Here is an 18,333-nt window from a genome sequence, read left to right as displayed (position 1 = left end):
GTTACGACGCGGGCAGGATCACCTTCATGCGCGCGTCGGCGGTGGCTGAACTGAAAATCTCGGCATAGCGCAGGGTCGCGTTGGCATGCTCGCGCATGATGGCTTCGGCCCGTGCGCCCTGGCGATTGACCAGGGCGTCGAAGACCGAGTGATGCTGCATATGGGCATAGTTGAAGCGTCGGTACTCGCGGGCCATGTCCTCGCGATCCACCGCCAGCGCGGTCACCGAGGCGAACGGCAAGTGATCATTGCGCGCAAGCGCGTCGGCGATCGCCGGGTTGTGGCTGCCTTCGACGATGACCTGGTGAAAGCGCATGTTCAGGTCGTGATAGACCTCAAGGTCATCCTCGGTCACGTAGCCCTTTTCGAACAGTTGATCGCCTTCCACCAGGCAGCGCTCCAGCGCCGCACGTGCCGCATCGGATAAACCCAGCTCGGCGGTCTGGCGCGCTGCCAGGCCCTCAAGCACGCCGCGCACTTCAACCGCGCCGGCAATGTCGCTGGGGCTGACCGAACGCACCTGATAGCCGCGCCCGCCAAACGGCACCAGCAGTCCTTCTTGTTCGAGGGTACGAAAGGCCATGCGCACGGGCATGCGCGACACGCCGAACAACTGCGCCGTGGGAATTTCCATCAGCCGCTCGCCCGCCGCCAACTCCCCGCTGGCAATCATCTTGCGCAGTGCAACCAGCACCAATTGACCGGGCTTACTCATCCAGGCAACTTCCAGAAAACGTGGGTCGCCATAGTACCGCAAGCCTTTGCCGCCGTCAGACGAATGCCAGTGCCGCCCGCGCCCCGTCAATCGCGCCCAAGTGCTGGGCCAGCCTTGATGGCAGGTAATCAAAAAAGAACCCGGCGCTTTGCAGCTTGGCGGCGCGCAACGGATCCCCTTCGGGCAATGCCCTGGACACCCGTGCCGCCCGCGCCCAGGCAAAGGCCAGCAGCGCAACGCCACACAGCTGGAGGAAATCCGGCGCAGCGCGATACGGGTATTCGCTGTCTTCCAGGGAGCGTTCGCGGATGGCACTCACCACCGTGTCCAAGGCGTCGCACAGACTGCCAAGTGCCAGGGAGAAGGCCGCGCATTCGACGAACTCGCTGCCCTGCCCGGCCTCTGCACGCAACTCGCCCAGCAGCAGGCCGAACACCCGACCGTCATCCCCAAGCACCTTGCGCAGCAACAGGTCATTGGCCTGGATCTCATTGCTGCCCTCGTAGATCATCGCGATGCGACTGTCGCGCAGGGTTTGCTCGATGGCGAACTCGGCGACGTAACCGTAACCGCCGAAGACCTGCAAGGCATTGCTGGCCTGGCGGAAGCCCTGTTCAGTGAAAAACGCCTTGATGATAGGGGTCAGCAACGGCGCCAATGGGTCGTCCCGATCCAGCAGGTGCGCCGCCCAGTAACCGATAGCGCGCATGCCCTCGCTGGTGGTGCGCAGCTCCAGCAATACACGCCGCATGGCCGGGTGATAGCAGATCGGATCGGCCGCCTGGGCCGCCACTTCTTCAGGCCTGATCGGTGCGCGCATCTGCACACGGTCGGCGGCGTATTGGCGGGCGTTCTGCCACGCCGCCTCGGCATGCCCCAGGCCTTGCAGGCCCACGTGCAGGCGCGCCGAATTCATCATCACAAACATCGCCGCCAGGCCGCGATTGGCCTCGCCGATCAGCCAGCCCTGGGCAGCTTCGAACGTCAGCGAACAGGTGGCGCTGCCCTTGATGCCCATCTTGTGCTCAAGGCCGTCACAGCGCACGCCATTGACGTGGCCATCGTCCAATCGCTTGGGCACCAGAAACAGGGAAATACCGCGACTGCCGGGCGGCGCATCGGGCAGGCGCGCCAGCACCAGGTGCAGGATGTTGGCCGTGAGGTCGTGCTCGCCACCGGAGATAAACAGCTTGCTGCCGCTCAGGCGATAACTGCCATCCGCCTGGGGTTCGGCGCGACAGCGCAGCAAGCCGACGTCGCTGCCGGCCTGGGGCTCGGTCAGGCACATGGTGGGCAAGGCCTGGCCGCTGACGATTTCAGGCAAGTAGCGCGCCTGCAACCACTGCTCGGCGTGGGTCTTGAGGCACAGGTAAGCGCCGTGGGCGATGCCGGTGTACATGGCCCAGGCGTGGTTGCTGGCGTAGAGCATTTCTTGCAACGCCGCGTCGAGCAATTGCGGCAAGCCCTGCCCGCCCACTGCCTCGGCGCACGCCAGCCCTGGCCAGCCACCGTCCACATAGGCCTGGTAAGCCTCGACAAAACCATCCGGGGTGCTGACCTGCCCCGCCTGCCAACGGCAGCCCTGACGATCACCTTGACTGTTCAGCGGCGCCAGCACGCCCTGACTGAAGCGTGCAGCCTCCTCCAGCACCTGCATCGCCAGGGACAGGTCCAAGGCCTGCCATGCAGAGGGCGCCTGCAGCCAATGCTCCAGGACAAATTGCATATCGCGCAGGGGCGCCTCATAGCTCCACATCGGGACACCTCATCATCGAATAAAACGTGTGTGTTCAAGCGCGCCAGTCAGGGTTCTCGATCAGCAGCGCCATGCCCTGCCCGCCGCCCACGCACGCAGCGGCAATGCCGTAGCGCAGGTTGTGCTGACGCAGTTGCCGGGCCAGGCTCATGACCAGGCGCAGACCGCTGGCAGCCAAAGGATGCCCCAGCGCAAGGGAGCCGCCCTGGACGTTGAGCCGAGTGCTGTCCAGCTCCAGCTCCTGGGCCACAGCGAGTACCTGGGCCGACTGCGCTTCGTTGATCTCGAAACGGCCGATATCGCTCAGGTTCAACCCGCTGCGGTGCAGCAACAGACGAATCGCTGGTGCCGGGCCGATGCCCATGAATTCGGGGGCCACGCCGACCACCGCGCTGGCCACCAACCGGGCCAGGGCCGGGTGCGTGCAGTCTGAGGCGCGTCCCACCAACGCGGCCGCCGCACCATCGACCACCGCACAACTATTGCCGGCGGTCTGCACCCCATCCGCATGCACGGCGCGCAAACGCGCGAGTGCCTCAAGGTCAGTGGGCCGTGGGTGACTGTCCTCGGTCACCGCAGCGGCGCGACGTGCCAGGGTGAGGCGTCGGGGTTGATAACCGTCAAGTTCGAACACCTGGTTATCGACGCTGACGATCTCTTGCGCCCAGGCCCCCTCACGCTGCGCCTGCAACGCACGCTGATGACTGTCACAGGCATACCGGTCCACCGCCTCGCGGCTCAGGCCATAACGGCGCGCCAGGTTATCGGCGGTGGCGATCATGTCCAGGCCGGGAGCCGGGTCGTACAGTGCCTCCCACAGAAAATCCTTGAATTGCACCTCGCCTCCCAGGCGAAACCCGCCCCGGTGGGTGTAAGCAGCAATCGGATTGCGCGACATGGATTCAGCCGCCACGCACAGGGCCAGTTGCACCTCGTCGCGCAGTTGTTCAGCGGCCTGGCGCAACAGCTCGAAACCGGTGGCGCAGATGCGCTGCACCCCCAGCGCCGGGACCGATTGCGCCACACCGCTGTACAACCCGATATGCCGTGGCAGCAAGTAGGCATCGAAGCTGGCCTGGGCCATGGAACCCGCCAACACGCTGTCCACCGCCTGCGGATCGATATCTGCCCGGGCCAGCACTTCACGGCCGACCTTGATCCCCAGGTCGATGGGCGAGACCTGGGACAGCGCACCACCGAGGTCGACCCACGGCGTGCGCACCGCCTCGAAAATCGCCGCGTCGGCAAACGCCGAATACTGCCCTGCGCCGCTCAAGGCTTGGGCCCGGCGCGCAGGATGGTGGGGTCTTCACCGCGATACAACGCCTCGACCTTGGCCGCGCGCCACTGCAGTACCGCCCGCTGGTTGATCGAACCTTTATCGGTGATTTCCCCACGGTCGATGGACGCGGGTTCGTCGAGCACGGCAATCCATTCCAGGCGACTGGCATTACCGGTGGCGTCGCGATTAAGGCGTTGCAACCAATCGCCGAACCATTGGCGCACCGGCTCGCTGGCCAATACCTGGGCGTCGCTGGCGTCGGCGCCCAAACCCGCCAAACGGCGGCATTCGTAGGCTCTGGGGAACACCAGCGCCCCCAGGCATTCGCGGTCCGGCGCGGCAATGACCAGGTCTTGCACGTAGGGCGAGCCTTCCAGTACCGCGCGATTGCGCAACGGGCCAACGCTGACAAACACCCCGGAAGACAGCTTGAAGTCTTCGGCAATGCGCCCATCGAACATCAGCCCCAATTGCGGCTGGTGGGGATCGGCGAGTTTGATCGCGTCTCCGGAACAGTAGAAACCCTGGTCATCGAACACCTCGGCGGTTTGCTCGGGCGCGCGCCAGTAACCCGGCATGATGTGCGGCCCGCGAAAGCGCCCTTCGAACTTGCCGTCCACCGGCACCAGTCGCACTTCGCATCCCGGCGCGGGCAAGCCGATATAACCGGCCATGGACAACGGCCCAGTGGTGAACGTGCAGGACGGCGCGGCTTCGGTCATGCCCAGCCCGGCCATCATGCGGATGCGCTCACCGCAGTGCAGCTCGGCCACTCGGTCGAGGCGATCCCAGATGCTCTGTGACAGGCCCGCAGCGGCAAAGAAGAACAGTGTCATCCGCGCAAAAAAGCGCTCGCGCAACTCGGCATCCTGCTCCAGGGCGCTGACCAGCTCTTCCCAGCCTTTGGGAACGGTCAGGTAGGCCGTTGGCGAAATTTCCTTGAGGTTGCGCAGGGTCTCGGCAAAGCCCTGAACCGTGGGTTTGCCGTCGTCGAGGTAAAAAGTGCCGCCGTTATAGAGCACGATGCCGACGTTGTGGCTGCCGCCAAAGGTGTGATTCCAAGGTAGCCAGTCCACCAGCACCGGCGGTTCCTCGCCGAACACCGGAAAGGTCTGCAACAGCATTTGCTGGTTGGCGCAGAGCATGCGTTGAGTGGTGATCACCGCCTTGGGCAGTTTGGTCGAGCCCGAGGTGAAGAGGAACTTGGCAATGCTGTCCGGGCCGGTGGCGTCAAACGCCGCTTCAGCCTCGGCGCCACTCGGCGTTTGAAGCAGGCTGTCGAAGCTCACCCGAGTGCGCCCAGGCACTTCACCGCGCACACTGATCAACGGCGTTTCGGCGGGCAACACCGCCTCGATTGCGCGCTGGTAGGCGGCCGCATCGCTGACGAACACCAGCCCCGGTTGCAGCAGGCCACACACATGCCGCAGCTTGGCGAAATCCTGGGACAGCAGCGAATACGCGGGCGATACCGGGCAATACGGAATACCCGCGTACATGGCGCCCAGCGCCACCTGCAAATGCTCGATATCGTTGCCCGACAACAATGCCAGCGGCTTGTCCGCCGACAGTCCGTAACTCAACAGGCCTTGGGCAATAGAGCGCACGCTGTCGAGCATCTCCCTGTAGCTCACGCGGCGCCAGTCACCACCGCCCTGGCGTGCGGCGATAAACGTCTGCTCGGGGCGCACCCGGGCCCAATGCACAAGGCGATCGAGCAAGCGCGCAGGCAACTCGGCCAACGGCTCCAGGGAACGCATATGCAGCACGCCCTGCTCTTCGGTGACCTGCACCGGTGCGTGGCCGATGGACACTTCGCGGTATCGCGACGCGGACTGGGGTTGCGGTCTGAATTCGGAACTCACAAGGACGTCCTCCATCAAGGCGAATCAACGCCGCCTTGTTATTGTTATGTCGCAGCGCCTGCTCAGATCGGGTAGTGCCGTGGCCCGTTCTGCAAGGTCACCCAGCGCAGTTGCGTGAAGTGTTCAATGGAGGCCTTGCCGCCAAAACTGCCGTAGCCGCTGGACTTGACCCCACCGAAGGGCATCTGCGCCTCGTCGTGTACGGTCGGGCCGTTGATATGGCAAATGCCCGATTCGACCCGCTGTGCCAGGGCCAGGGCACGGCCGGTGTCACGGCTGAAAATCGCCGCCGACAGGCCGAACTCCGAATCGTTGGCCAGGCGCAGCAAGGCTTCGTCGCCGTCACCACGCAACAGCACCGCCACCGGACCGAAGGACTCTTCGCGGTACAAACGCATGTCTTCTGTAACGCCATCGATCAGCGTCGGTTGCAGGATGCTGCCGTCCAGTTGCCCTCCGGCCACCAGCCGCGCGCCTTTGCCCAGCGCATCGTCGATCAGGGCCTTAATGCGCGTACCGGCGCTGGCGTCCACCAGGGAACCCAGTACCGAGTCCGCCGCCGTGGGATCTCCGGCGCGCAGGGTCGCGACCTTGGCCGCCAGCTTGGCGACAAAGGCATCGGCGACCTTGGCGTCGACAATCAGGCGCTCGGTGGACATGCAGATCTGCCCTTGGTTGAAGTAGGCGCCAAAGGCTGCTGCCGATACGGCGGCGTCCAGGTCGGCGTCGTCCAGCACCAGCAACGGCGCCTTGCCGCCCAGTTCCAGCAAGGCCGGCTTGAGGTGACGGGCGGAGAGTTCACCGACGATCCGCCCGACATGGGTTGAGCCGGTGAAGTTGACCCGACGCACCGCCGGGTTGGCGATCAGCCGTTCGACAATTGCCGCCGCATCCGCCGGGGCGTTGCTGATGACGTTGACCACGCCATCGCCCAGGCCGGCGTCCTGCAACACCTGGCCAATCAGGCGGTGCACTGCCGGGCTCAGTTCCGAGGCTTTGAGCACCACGGTATTGCCGCAGGCGAGCGGCATGGCAATGGCGCGGGTAGCGAGGATCACCGGAGCATTCCACGGCGCGATGCCCAGCACCACGCCGCAGGGCTGACGCAGGGCCATGGCGAAGCTGCCAGGCACATCGGAAGGGATCACGTCGCCGGTGATCTGGGTAGTCATCGAAGCCGCTTCGCGCAGGATATTGGCCGCAAGGCGCACGTTAAAGCCATACCAGTTGGCCATGGCGCCGGTCTCGCCGGCGGCCGCGATAAATTCGTCGCTGCGCGCCTGCAACTGCTCGGCAGCCTTGAGCAGCCGGGTACGGCGTTCGTTGGGCGCCAGCGCCGCCCACGCGGGGAACGCAGTTTGGGCAGCGGCCACGGCGGCGTCAGCATCTTCCAGAGTGGCAGCGGCGACCCGCGAGACCACTTCACCGGTCACCGGGTTGCGACGCTCAAAGGTTCGACCGTCGCGTGCGGGGCACGACTGGCCGCCGATCAACAGGGGCACGTCCAGCATGGTGATTCCTCTTTATTGTCTTTATCGGGAATACGTTCAAGCAGGGTAAAACGGTGCGGCCCGCAGGCCGCATCCTTCAGCGCTTATACGCCTGCAGACCAGGCTTGATGCTCTTGTCGTCGAGGAATTGCTTCATGCCCTGCTCGCGACCGCCTTCGGTGTCGAGCAGGCGCGATTGGTCGAGTTTGGCGTAAAGGTAATCCTCGTTCTGCTCCCACGTCAGCTCGCGGCAACGCTTGAAGCCATGCTTGGCGGCACGCAGCACCACCGGGTTTTTCTCCAGCAGGTTGCGCGCCAGGTCAATGGTGACTTCACGCAGTTGCGCCAGCGGCACGCTTTCGTTAACCAGGCCCATTTCAGCGGCTTTCTGCCCGCCGAAGGTCTTGCCGGTCATGATGTAGTACAGCGATTGGCGATGGCCCACGGTGTCGGCCATGGCCTTGCTGACCAGGTTTCCAGGCGGGATGCCCCAGTTGATTTCCGAGAGGCCGAAGGTGGCTTCGTCGGCGCAGATCGCCAAGTCGCACGCTACCAGAGGGCTGAAGCCGCCGCCGAAGCACCAGCCGTTGACCATGGCGATGGTCGGCTTGGCGTACATGCGCAGCAGTTTCCATTGCCATTGGGAGGCTTCGCGGCGGATTTTTTCCTGGAGGATTTCCGGGCCGGCATCCACTTCGCGGAAGTATTCCTTGAGGTCCATGCCGGCGGTCCAGGCCTCACCGGCTCCGGTCAGCACCAGCACACCGGCGGCGGGATCCTGTTCCAGGGTTTCCAGCACGTCGATCATTTCCCGGTTCAGGGTCGGGCTCATGGCGTTGCGCTTTTCGGGGCGATTGAGAATGACCCACGCGATGCCTTCCTCAATCTCAACCTTGACGGTGGTCCAGCGGCCTTCGTAATTGCTCATGGCGGTGTGCTCTTGTTCTGGGTTTGAAGATGATTCGAAATTAAACCGCAAATATAGTTATGTCAATTAACTATTAACCTGAGTAACCAATATTTAACGACTGTGAAAAACCGTCGTAGCCACAGCGCGCCAACCCCGGCAAACTAGATAGCCTTGTTAACCGCTACCTTCTGAGGATTGCACTGCTAATGGCCAAGCCTTCCAACATCGCCACCAGCCAGGCCCTGCCCGACCATGACGAGGTACAGCCGCCGCTGGATTCAGCCCTGGACGATCTGATCGGTTATGCCATGCGCCGCGCCCAGCTCAAGCTGTTCCAGAACCTGATCGGCCGACTGTCCGACCACGACCTGCGCCCCGCACAGTTCTCGGCCCTGGCGATCATCGAGCAAAACCCCGGCCTGATGCAGGCCGACCTCGCCCGCGCCCTGGCCATCGAACCGCCCCAGGTCGTGCCGTTGCTGAACAAGCTGGAAAGCCGCGCCCTCGCCGTACGCGTGCGCTGCAAACCCGACAAGCGCTCTTATGGGATTTTCCTGAGCAAACCGGGCGAAATCCTGCTCAAGTCCCTCAAGGACATTGCCGCGCAGAGCGACCTGGACGCCACCGCAGCCCTGGACGTCGAGGAACGTGCAGAGCTGCTGCGTTTGCTCAAGAAGGTGTATCAGGACTGATCCCGCGATCTACCACAGCGCCACGGTGTAGAGCACCAGGAAGCGGGTCTGGTTTTCATCGCGAAAGGCCGCGCCGCCTGGGAAGTCGTTGCGGTAGATCGACTTGCGTGCCATCAGCCCGACGTTTTTCAGCGGGCCGCTTTGGATCACGTAACCCAACTCCATCTGGAACTCACGTTCCTTGCGGTCCTCGGCATTGAACGCCGCCAACTCGATGTTATCGCCGCGCACATAACGCAGCCGGCCCTTCAGGCCCGGCATGCCGGATGCGGCAAAGTCATAGTCGTAAATGGCCTGCCAGGTGCGCTCTTTGGCGTTGAGAAAATCCGAACTCATGGTCAGTTCGCTCATGCCCATCAGCTCCGTGCCGGAGATATAGGGCGTGGCAGTGTCGCCGCTGGAATGCATGTAACCCAGGCTGACGCGGTGCCCACCCAAGCGGTAGGCAAACAGCGCCGAGAGGTTACGGTTATCCACGTCCCCAGCCTTGGCACTGCCGTCCTCGCGGCTGAAGAAACTGCGCAGGTCGCTGGTGAATACCCCATCGCCCACCGGCAGGTTGTGCAGCAACGCCAGGGTGTCCTGCTGGTAAAGGTCCGCCACTTGGGAGTGATAGACGCGCAGGCTGAGGTCTTTATTGACCTGGTAATCCCCGCCGACGTACGCCAGGTGTGAGGTGGTCGCCGTCGCATTGAACCGCCGGTTGGGCGATGCGATGGTCATAGCCTGGTAGTCAGTGGAATCACGCTTGTTGATACGGTCGATATAGCCCGTGTTCAGGGTCAGCCCGTCGATGTCCTTGGAGCTCAAGGTGGTGCCCCGAAAGGTCTGGGGCAGCAGGCGGGACGGGCTGGCGAAGGCGAATGGCAGGAAGATTGACACGTCACCGGCCTTCACCGTGGTTTGTGCAAACCGCAATTTGGCGGTGGGCGCCAGGCGTGAGTATTCATCGGCGGCACGCTTGTCGCTGGCCGACACCGGCAATAGCTCGGTGCCGCTGCGGTCCGGCGACGAGTCGAGTTTGATCCCCATCAGCCCACGCACATCCAGGCCAAAGCCTACGACGCCAGGGGTGTACCCAGACTCCAGGTTGAGCATGAACGCCTGGGCCCATTCTCGCGCGGCGGTCTTGGCGCCGTCGTCCTTGTAGTCACGGTCCAGGTAGTAATTGCGCAGCGTCAGGGTGCCGTGGCTGTCGTCGATGAACCCCGCCGCCCACAGCGGAGTGTGCAGGATGCTGAACATCAGCAGTGCACTGATCAGGCGTGGAGTGCTGTTCGACACACAGCAGGCCGCCGCGACGGCGTCCGTGGGGAGTTTTGGCATGTTCGATGTCCATTTTTTGTTGTTGTTTTTGGGGGTGGCACAGGCGTGGCCCAGTGGGCTTCGCGGACAGAGAATGGAAACAGCTGGAGCCCTTCGTCAACCGCCACTGACCGATAATCGAACATTAATAAACCTATCTATTTTCATATTTTCGACTGACGTTAATCTCAAACACCTGCGTTAGACGGCTTGCGTCATGATTTTAGACTGGGGTCCGGCACCCTTCTTTTTATAGTTATATTTGTTATCTTAATTTCCAGCAGCCGGTCAGGCTCGCCACCACAACAAAAACAACAACGAGGTTTGCCCATGAACAGTTCATCGCGTCGTTCGACGCTGACGATCGCTTTGTGTTTTATCGTTGCGCTGATCGAGGGTTTCGATCTACAGGCGGCCGGCACCACCGCTGCCGGGCTGCGCAACAGTTTTGCCCTTGACCCGAAAATGCTCGGCTGGGTATTCAGCGTCGGGATCATCGGCCTGCTGCCGGGAGCGTTTTTTGGCGGATGGATCGCCGACCGTATCGGCCGCAAGAAAATCCTGGTGATCGCAGTGCTGCTGTTTGGGCTGTTCTCCTTGAGCACGGCATTTGTGCAGAGCTATTCAAGCCTGTTGCTGGTGCGTTTTCTCACCGGCCTGGGCCTGGGCGCCGCGTTGCCCAACCTGATTGCGCTGTGTGCCGAAGCGGTGAGCGAGCGCAATCGCGGCACCGCCATCAGTGTCATGTACTGCGGTGTACCGCTGGGGGGTGCATTGGCCGCCGTGGTGGCGATGTTTTCCAGTGAACACTGGCAGACCACCTTTATCATCGGCGGCCTGGCGCCGCTGCTGGCCGTGCCATTGATGATCCTGCTGCTGCCCGAATCCAACGTCTTTCGCCAGCAGGTCGACCACACGCCAGGCGCCCGCCCATCCACGGGCCAGGCGCTGTTCGGCGAGGGTCGCGCCCGCACCACCCTGGCGCTGTGGCTCAGTTACTTCTTCACCCTGACCGTGATGTACATGTTGCTTAACTGGCTGCCTTCATTGTTGCTGGAACAAGGTTTCAGCAAACCCCAGGCGGGCATGGTGCAGATGCTCTTCAATATCGGCGGCGCCCTCGGTTCACTGCTCGGTGGCGTGCTGCTGGACCGTTGCAACGCGCTCAAAGTGGTGCTGTTTGTGTACGCCGGGTTGCTGGCGGCGCTGGCCGGTGTCGGCCTGTCGGTGGGCATCGTGCCCATGGCCGTCGCGGGTTTCGCTGCCGGGTTGTTCGTGATGGCTGCGCAATTGGTGCTGTATGCCAGCGCCCCGCCCTCCTACCCCACGGCAGTGCGCGCCACCGGCGTGGGTGCGGCCGTGGCCATCGGCCGTCTGGGCTCGGTGGCCGGGCCACTGGCGGCCGGGCAACTCCTTGCGGCAGGCGCCGGTACCGCCGGCGTGCTGCTGGCTACCTCCCCCGGCGTGGTGATCGCCGCACTGACCATCATCAGCGTGATGGTGCGTGCGGCGCCACTGAACCTGCCCGGCACCTCCACGTCTAGAACTGGTGCAGCCAGTTAAGCACCAGCTTATTGCCCTGGGTGCGGTTCTGCGCCTCCTGCTCAAAGTACGCGTTCACCGACAGGACATTCTCCTTGTTGAACGCGTACACCAGGCCCGGGCCAATGGCCCAGACCTTTTCCCGCCGACCACTCACCGCATGCCCCTCTACCTCGGTGTCGGTGATCTGCTTCAACCAATAGCCATTCAAGCCCACGCTCAACTGCTGGTCGATTGCGTATTGCAACGTCAGGTTGGCATGCAACGCCTGCCCCGCCTGGGTGTCGGAGACATCGCCAAAACTGGCCGATGGTTGGTCATTCTTGCCATTCCACAGGTACATGAAGCGCCCGCTCGCCGACCACTTCGGGTTGAACCAGTAGGTCGCCGCGTAATACGGGTTGAATGACCAGAAGTTGCTGCCAGGGTTGATCGAGCGCTTGCGATCGTAGGCACCTACCGGGATCGCCACATCGACTTCGACCCGCTGGGTCAACAGCGGGCTGCCATCGGCGCGGTTCAGGGTCGGCAGTTGCAGGAAGGGGCCGACGACCACGTCGCCAAAGCCTGCCCGCGAACTCAGTGCCGCGTTATTCAAACCATCGTCCACATCCACATGGGCCAGGGACGTGTTGATCACGGTGAATCCGGGCATCGCACCATTGGCCAGGGGTTGGCCGACGTAGATGATCTGCGTGGTCGGCGCCACCACTTCCACGTCCTGCTTGGGCAGCGCCAGCTTGTTGCCGTTGGCGTCATTGAAGCGGCTGGCGCGCGAGTACGTCAGGTATTCCTCCAGGTACCAACCGGGTCCGGCAGGCGCTGGCGAGCCATCGTAGAAACTGGTGCTGCCCAGGTTGAGTCCGGGCAGGTCGTAAGCGTGTGCAGTCGATGACAGTGCGACAAATGTTGAGGCCGCAACGGTCCGCAAGATTGGCTTGAGCATCTTGTATGTCCTGTATTTTTGTTGTTGTTCAAGACCCCCGGCGCGGTGGATCCGCCCCGGGGTTTAACGCGGCTGCAGCGCCTACACGTAGGTGGCCGCCAACCCGCCGTCCACCGGCAGATTGACCCCATTGATCCATCGCGCAGCGTCCGAACAGAGGAAGGCGATCACCGACGCCACCTCATCGGCCAGGGCGGGACGCGTCATGCGCTGGCTATCCTGGGCCACCCGCTCCGGGCCGAGCATGCTGACGAAATCCCCCAGAATCGGGGTGAACACCGGCCCCGGCGCGACGCAGTTGATGCGTACCGAATGATCGCGAAACCATCCTTGGGATTGCTGCAGGCTCCAGACGATCAGCGCCTCTTTGAAATACTGATAACAGGTGCCCTGCTCCACCGGATTGGCGGCCAGCCACTGCTGCCCGGCCCTGAAACTTTCGGTCGCCGCCAGCGCCTTGTGCAGCGCCAACCGCTGCGGCCACTGCGCACCGAGTACCGAAGCGACATTGACGATGCTGCCGCCCGCCGGCATGCGCGGCAGCAGCGCTTGAGTCAGATGGCGCAGGCCCAGGTAATTGACCTCGGCCACCGTTTGCATCGGCGCCGTACCGGGCACGCCGGCAATGTTGCACAGGGCATCGACCTGCTGCGGCAGGCGCGCCACCAGCGCATCGATGCTGGTGGGATCGCTCAAGTCGGCATGGAAAAAGCCATCAAGCGTCAATTGCGGTTCATGGCGATCGACGCCGATCACCCTGGCGCCCTGGAAGCGCGCCAATCGCGCGACTTCCGCACCAATGCCCGACGCCACGCCGGTCACGATCAAGGTTTTGCGGTACAGGTTCATGGTCAAGCCCTCTTATTGTTGTATAGGCATGCGCGAGCCGGGGCTCAGAAGGGATAGGTCGGCGGCGTGTTTTTTACGGTGACCCATTGCCACTGGGTGTACTCGTCCCAGTCGGCCGGCCCACCCACACTGCCGCCATTGCCCGAGGCGCCGCGTCCGCCGAAGGGGTTGATGCATTCGTCCGCCACGGTCTGGTCGTTGATGTGCAGCAGGCCGCAATCAAGTCGTTCGCCAATGGCCATGGCGCGCCCCACCGAGGGTGAAATGATCGCCGCCGAAAGCCCGTACTCGGTGCGGTTGGCCAATTCGATGGCCTCCTCGTCCGTGGCAAAACTGACCACCGTGGCCACAGGGCCGAACACTTCGTCCTCAAAGGCGCGCATGCCCGGACGTACGCCACTGAGCACGGTGGGCTGGTAGAACAACCGGTCGTATTCGCCGCCCGCTTCCAACCGCGCGCCGGCTTGCAGGCTGTCGCTGACTATCTCGTGCACGCGCTGCAATTGGCGTTGATTGATCAATGGGCCGAGCGCGGCCTCACCCCGGGCGGCGTTGCCCACGGTGAGCGCCCGGGCCTTTTCCACCAACTTGCGCGTCAGGCTGGCGGCGATGGATTCATGGACCAGAATCAACCCGGTCGCCATACAGATTTGCCCTTGATGCAGCCAGGCGCCCCAGGCGGCATTGCTTGCGGCCAGGTCGAGGTTGGCGTCTTCGAGAATAATCAACGGGTTCTTGCCGCCCAGTTCCAGCGCGACTTTTTTCAGGTGCCGACCGGCCACCTCGGCGACTTTGCGCCCCGCTGCCGTGGAGCCCGTAAACGCGATCATCCGCACATTGGGGTCGCGGCACAGCGCCTCACCGGCCGCTGCGTCGCCGGGCAACACGTGCAGCAGGCCCTTGGGCAAGCCTGCTTCTTCGAAGAGTCGGGCAATGAGAAAACCACCGCTGACCGGCGTCTGCGGGTCAGGCTTGAGCACCACCGCATTGCCCGCCGCCAATGCCGGCGCCACCGAGCGCAGTGACAGTATCAGCGGGAAATTGAACGGTGAAATTACCCCAACCACGCCATGGGGCTGGCGCCGAGCATAGGACAATCGCCCCGCCGCACTGGGCAGCACCACTCCGTGGGGTTGAGACAACAAGCCCGCCGCCTGATGCAGCAGCACAATCGCCTCGCGCACTTCGTGTTCGCCCTTGAACAACGCGCCCCCGGTTTCCCGCGCGAGGTAAAGCGCCAGTTCGGCGAAAGACTGCTCGGCGACGTCGGCCGCCTTGCGAAACACCTCGGCGCGCTCCCGTGGACCGAGTGCGGCCCACGCCGTTTGGGCCAGGGCCGCGCTGCGACTGGCCAGGGCGACATCGGCCGGGCTGGCCATGGCGCAGCGCAGCAGCGGCTCGCCGGTGGCGGGTTCGATCACGGGGCTCACGGATCCCGAAGCGGGTATCCAATCGCCGTTAAACAGGCATTCGGACTCAAGGGCCCGCTGTAACAGGTGGGTGGTTTCAGACACTGACATGGCAACTCCCGGTTCTTGTAATTGTCATCGCCTGCACAAGTGCAAACGCCGCATTTGGCCTTGAGCAAAGGCTGTGCCGCTTGCACGTGCTGACGCAGACATAAACCGCCGAGGGCTCTGGAACGGGGCCTGACACGTGCCGCCCGTTTACCACTCGCCCATCGGCCGCAAAAACCAGGGGCCTGGCACTTGTTCAATTGATAAGGTTATGTTTAGTAACTATCTGAGCAGTTACTCATATCGTTCATTCGCTTTGCAGGGGCATAACAATGACTAACCCCCACAGCGCGCCAGCCACTGCGCCCTACCATCCGCGCGGCGACAGTCGCCACCTCAGTGACAGCAGCTCGCCGACGCCTGCGGAACTGACCGACTGCCTGTTTTTCTCTCCCGAAGACGGGCGGATCTGGCTCAACGACCAACGCATGCTGCTGCTGCACAGTTCCTCGTTCGGCGCCCTGCGCAGGGAAGTCATCGAGCGTCTGGGGCTGGAGCAGGCGCGCGGTCTGTTCACCCGTACCGGCTATGCCTCCGGAGCGCGGGATGCCCGGCTGATCCGCGAGCGCTGGCCAAACGCTGATGCCGCTGCGGTGTTTCGTGCCGGGACGCACCTGCACACCCTGGAAGGCATGACCAAGGTCGAGCCGCTGCATTTCAAGTTCGACGCCGACTCGGGCTTTTATGAAGGCGAGTTTCTCTGGCACCACTCCTGCGAGGCCGATGAGCATGTGGGCGCCTACGGCATCGGCCAGGACCCTGTGTGCTGGACGGAGACCGGCTACGCCATCGGTTTTGTCAGTGGCCTGTTCGGGCAACTGGTGATCTTTCGCGAAGTAGAGTGCCGAGGCATGGGCCACAGCAGTTGCCGGGTGATCGGCAAGACCGCTGAACAATGGGGTGATGTTGAGCAGGACTTGCGCTACCTGAACGTGTCCTCGACCGTCACCCACACCGCCGACGCCTGTGCGCGCCACAGCCCGGTAGACCGCCTTGCCAGCACCAGCGCGCCCCGACCTTTGGTGGGCGCCAGTGCCGCGTTCAATGCAGCAATGCAGGCCCTGCAACGCGTCGCGCAGACGCCCGCCACCGTGCTGATCAGCGGGGAGTCCGGCGTGGGCAAGGAAATGTTTGCGCGCCAGTTACATCAACTCAGCCGTCGCCACGACAGCCCGTTTGTGGCGCTCAATTGCGCGGCGATCCCGGACAACCTGATCGAGGCTGAACTCTTCGGGGTTGAACGCGGCGCGTACACCGGCGCCACCCACTCACGGCCCGGGCGTTTTGAACGGGCCCAGGGCGGCACGTTGTTTCTGGATGAAATCACCAGCCTCAGCCTGGCCGGGCAAAGCAAACTGCTGCGGGCATTGCAGGAGCGCGAGATCGAACGCGTCGGAGGCATACGCGGCATCACGGTGGATGTGCGGGTAGTGGCCGCCACCAATATCGATCTGCGCAAAGCGGTGGCTGACGGCACCTTTCGCGAAGACCTGTTCTACCGGCTGAATGTCTACCCCATCGCCCTGCCGCCGTTGCGTGAACGCCGCGATGATATCCCGCTGTTGATCAACGCGTTCCTCACCCGCTTCTGCCAGGAGTACGCCCGTACACCCGTGGGCCTGACCATGCGCGCCCTTAAAGTCCTGCTGCGCTACGACTTCGCAGGGAACGTGCGCGAACTGCAAAACCTGATCGAACGCGGCCTGATCGCCAGCGACGAAGGCCAGGCCATCGATTTGGTGCACCTGTTTCGCAACGAGCCACTGCCGGCGGATCCGTACGGCCTGGACGACCATGGCAGCCTGTCAAACACCGCACCTTTGCAGCGACCAGCACTGCTGGACACCCTTGGGCAGTTGGACCAGGGGTTTTCCATCGAGGGCCTTGAATCACGCCTGATCACCGAAGCGCTGCAACAGAACGCCGGCAACCTCGCCGCCGCCGCCAGACTCGTGGGGCTTAGCCGTGCTCAGTTTGCCTATCGGTTGAAGAAGCACCAGCGGCAACAGCCTTGAAGGGATTGCCTGAAAATGAGTGCTTTAAATGTTTTATCCGATTAAGTATTTTGCACGGGTACCGAGCCCCCTTTGAATCGTGACCAGGAGCACCCGTGACCGGACTGCGTGAACGTCAGAAAGCCGAACGCCGACAAGCCATCAGCAAGGCGGCCATCGAACTGTTTGAGCGCCAGGGTTTCCAGAACACCACCATCGAACAGATCGCCAGCCAGGCTGGCGTATCGGCGCCCACGGTGTTCAAGTATTTCGGCAACAAACAGGAAATCATTCTGGAAATCCTGCACCACGCCGATCAACGCGCGATCACCGACACTCGCCGCCTGATCCAGGAAATCGAAGATCCGGTTGACGCGCTGTGCCACCTCGAACGGCTGCTGACCGGCTACGCCCTGGAAGTCATGCACCCCAGCCTGTGGCGTGAATTGCTGCCACTGATCCTGTTCGGCGGCACCAACGAACTCCCCGCCGGCTATCGCGCGATGAACGACGCACTCAGGGCTGAGATCAGCCAACTGCTGCGCGAACTGCAACTGGCCGGCAAGCTACGCCCGCAACTGGACGTGGAAATGGCTGCGTTTTTACTGAACGATTATTCACACCTGCAACTGTTCAGACTGGTGAATCAGGAACACCCGGATATAGAAGCGCACTCCACGCAGGTCAGGCGTATTACGGAGCTGGTGTTTTATGGCATGCAGGCCTGACTGAGGGGTTGCCCCCATGAGCATGGTTATCTGCACGATTCTGACAGGCTGACGCCTCACTCTGTGGTGAGCGGGCTTGTCCCGCGCTGGGGTGCGCGACGGCCTTAGAGCCGGCCGGATTTTTGTCTCGTGTCCTCTGGTAACCGTGTGGGAGGGGGCTTGCTCCCGATGGCGGTGGTTCATTTACAGCTCTGTTGGCTGACACACCGCCATCGGGAGCAAGCCCCCTCCCACAGTTTGATCTCCATAGATCAGACAGATAGGTCTCAGTCTGCTTTTGCTCTGTTTTTGCCCTGCTTTTGCCCTGCTTTTGCCCTGCTTTTGCCCTGCTTTTGCTCTGCTTTTGCCCTGCTTTTGATCCGGCCCTTACATCCTCTTCGCTGACGAAGTCAGCGGTCTTTTGATCTGCGCTTTTGATCTTGATCTTGGGCGCCCCATCAAACACGCTGGCCGAACGCAGGCTTGAATCCGTGGGTAACCCGGCAGGACGCCGGGTTAGCCGCGCTGGGCCATGGATGGCCCATCGCGGCGGCCCACGGATTCAAGCCGGAGTGAGGGCACACCGAGCCTAGGCGAGGTGCCGAGTGTTGGGGCGAAGCGTTTTTGGTTACTTTTTGCGCTCTTCAAAAAGTGACCCGCTGTAAGAGCGGAACCCATAGCCGCCGTTACCCCAATAACGGATATGTACACCGACAAACCGCCATCGCACTCGAACTCGGTACCCCGGACAGAACCCGCACAT

At 62.9% G+C, this 18,333-nt stretch carries 14 protein-coding genes; 4 read left to right on the top strand and 10 right to left on the bottom strand.

Going from position 1 to position 18,333, the window contains the following annotated elements; all coding sequences use genetic code 11:
- Position 1: 1 nt before the first annotated feature.
- The 6 genes from BW43_RS01755 to BW43_RS01780 form a co-directional block, all read right to left on the bottom strand.
- Positions 2 to 715, bottom strand: coding sequence for a GntR family transcriptional regulator (locus BW43_RS01755; RefSeq protein WP_032891361.1), 714 nt, complete (start codon positions 713 to 715; stop codon positions 2 to 4).
- 55 nt (positions 716 to 770) lie between these two features.
- Positions 771 to 2,471, bottom strand: a complete 1,701-nt coding sequence (locus BW43_RS01760; protein ID WP_032891360.1) for an acyl-CoA dehydrogenase — start codon at positions 2,469 to 2,471, stop codon at positions 771 to 773.
- A gap of 34 nt (positions 2,472 to 2,505) precedes the next feature.
- Positions 2,506 to 3,747 (bottom strand): thiolase family protein, encoded by a 1,242-nt coding sequence (locus tag BW43_RS01765; protein ID WP_032891359.1) that lies wholly within the window; start codon positions 3,745 to 3,747, stop codon positions 2,506 to 2,508.
- Entirely contained in the window at positions 3,744 to 5,618 is a 1,875-nt protein-coding gene (locus BW43_RS01770) for a feruloyl-CoA synthase (protein ID WP_032891358.1), read from the bottom strand. Before BW43_RS01770 ends, BW43_RS01765 begins: the two co-directional genes overlap by 4 nt.
- 62 nt (positions 5,619 to 5,680) lie before the next feature.
- Positions 5,681 to 7,129: an aldehyde dehydrogenase gene (locus BW43_RS01775; protein WP_032891356.1), complete on the bottom strand. Its 1,449-nt coding sequence runs from the start codon at positions 7,127 to 7,129 to the stop codon at positions 5,681 to 5,683.
- Positions 7,130 to 7,205: 76 nt separating this feature from the next.
- Positions 7,206 to 8,036 (bottom strand): p-hydroxycinnamoyl CoA hydratase/lyase, encoded by an 831-nt coding sequence (locus tag BW43_RS01780; RefSeq protein ID WP_032891354.1) that lies wholly within the window; start codon positions 8,034 to 8,036, stop codon positions 7,206 to 7,208.
- A gap of 188 nt (positions 8,037 to 8,224) precedes the next feature.
- On the opposite strand from BW43_RS01780, the gene BW43_RS01785 reads away from it, so the two are divergent.
- Positions 8,225 to 8,710, top strand: coding sequence for a MarR family winged helix-turn-helix transcriptional regulator (locus BW43_RS01785; RefSeq protein ID WP_032891352.1), 486 nt, complete (start codon positions 8,225 to 8,227; stop codon positions 8,708 to 8,710).
- 9 nt (positions 8,711 to 8,719) lie between these two features.
- Here the strand turns inward: BW43_RS01785 and BW43_RS01790 are convergent, their stop codons facing one another.
- Entirely contained in the window at positions 8,720 to 10,036 is a 1,317-nt protein-coding gene (locus BW43_RS01790; protein WP_032891351.1) for an OprD family porin, read from the bottom strand.
- 309 nt (positions 10,037 to 10,345) lie between these two features.
- Between BW43_RS01790 and mhpT the strand changes: the two genes are divergently transcribed.
- Positions 10,346 to 11,578 carry a 3-(3-hydroxy-phenyl)propionate transporter MhpT gene (gene mhpT, locus BW43_RS01795; protein ID WP_032891349.1) on the top strand — a complete coding sequence of 411 codons (1,233 nt, stop codon included), beginning with the start codon at positions 10,346 to 10,348 and terminating at the stop codon, positions 11,576 to 11,578.
- Here the strand turns inward: mhpT and BW43_RS01800 are convergent.
- The 3 genes from BW43_RS01800 to BW43_RS01810 all read right to left on the bottom strand — a co-directional run bounded on the left by BW43_RS01800 (position 11,556) and on the right by BW43_RS01810 (position 14,872).
- On the bottom strand, positions 11,556 to 12,503 hold the full coding sequence (locus BW43_RS01800) for a transporter (protein WP_032891347.1): 948 nt from the start codon (positions 12,501 to 12,503) through the stop codon (positions 11,556 to 11,558). The two genes, mhpT and BW43_RS01800, sit on opposite strands and share 23 nt — an antisense overlap.
- 81 nt (positions 12,504 to 12,584) lie before the next feature.
- Positions 12,585 to 13,352: a coniferyl-alcohol dehydrogenase gene (locus tag BW43_RS01805; RefSeq protein ID WP_032891346.1), complete on the bottom strand. Its 768-nt coding sequence runs from the start codon at positions 13,350 to 13,352 to the stop codon at positions 12,585 to 12,587.
- 44 nt (positions 13,353 to 13,396) lie between these two features.
- On the bottom strand, positions 13,397 to 14,872 hold the full coding sequence (locus BW43_RS01810) for a benzaldehyde dehydrogenase (protein ID WP_032891344.1): 1,476 nt from the start codon (positions 14,870 to 14,872) through the stop codon (positions 13,397 to 13,399).
- A 269-nt stretch (positions 14,873 to 15,141) separates the two neighbouring features.
- Here BW43_RS01810 and BW43_RS01815 point away from each other — a divergent pair, with 269 nt between their 5' ends.
- Both BW43_RS01815 and BW43_RS01820 read left to right on the top strand, forming a co-directional pair.
- Positions 15,142 to 16,884 carry a sigma-54-dependent Fis family transcriptional regulator gene (locus BW43_RS01815; protein WP_032891343.1) on the top strand — a complete coding sequence of 581 codons (1,743 nt, stop codon included), beginning with the start codon at positions 15,142 to 15,144 and terminating at the stop codon, positions 16,882 to 16,884.
- A 95-nt stretch (positions 16,885 to 16,979) separates the two neighbouring features.
- Positions 16,980 to 17,591, top strand: a complete 612-nt coding sequence (locus BW43_RS01820) for a TetR/AcrR family transcriptional regulator (RefSeq protein ID WP_032891341.1) — start codon at positions 16,980 to 16,982, stop codon at positions 17,589 to 17,591.
- The last annotated feature ends 742 nt before the right edge of the window (positions 17,592 to 18,333 follow it).

The sequence above is a fragment of the Pseudomonas sp. RIT357 genome (genome assembly GCF_000632245.1).
GTDB lineage: Bacteria > Pseudomonadota > Gammaproteobacteria > Pseudomonadales > Pseudomonadaceae > Aquipseudomonas > Aquipseudomonas sivasensis.
This window is presented reverse-complemented; position numbering and strand designations above follow the sequence as displayed.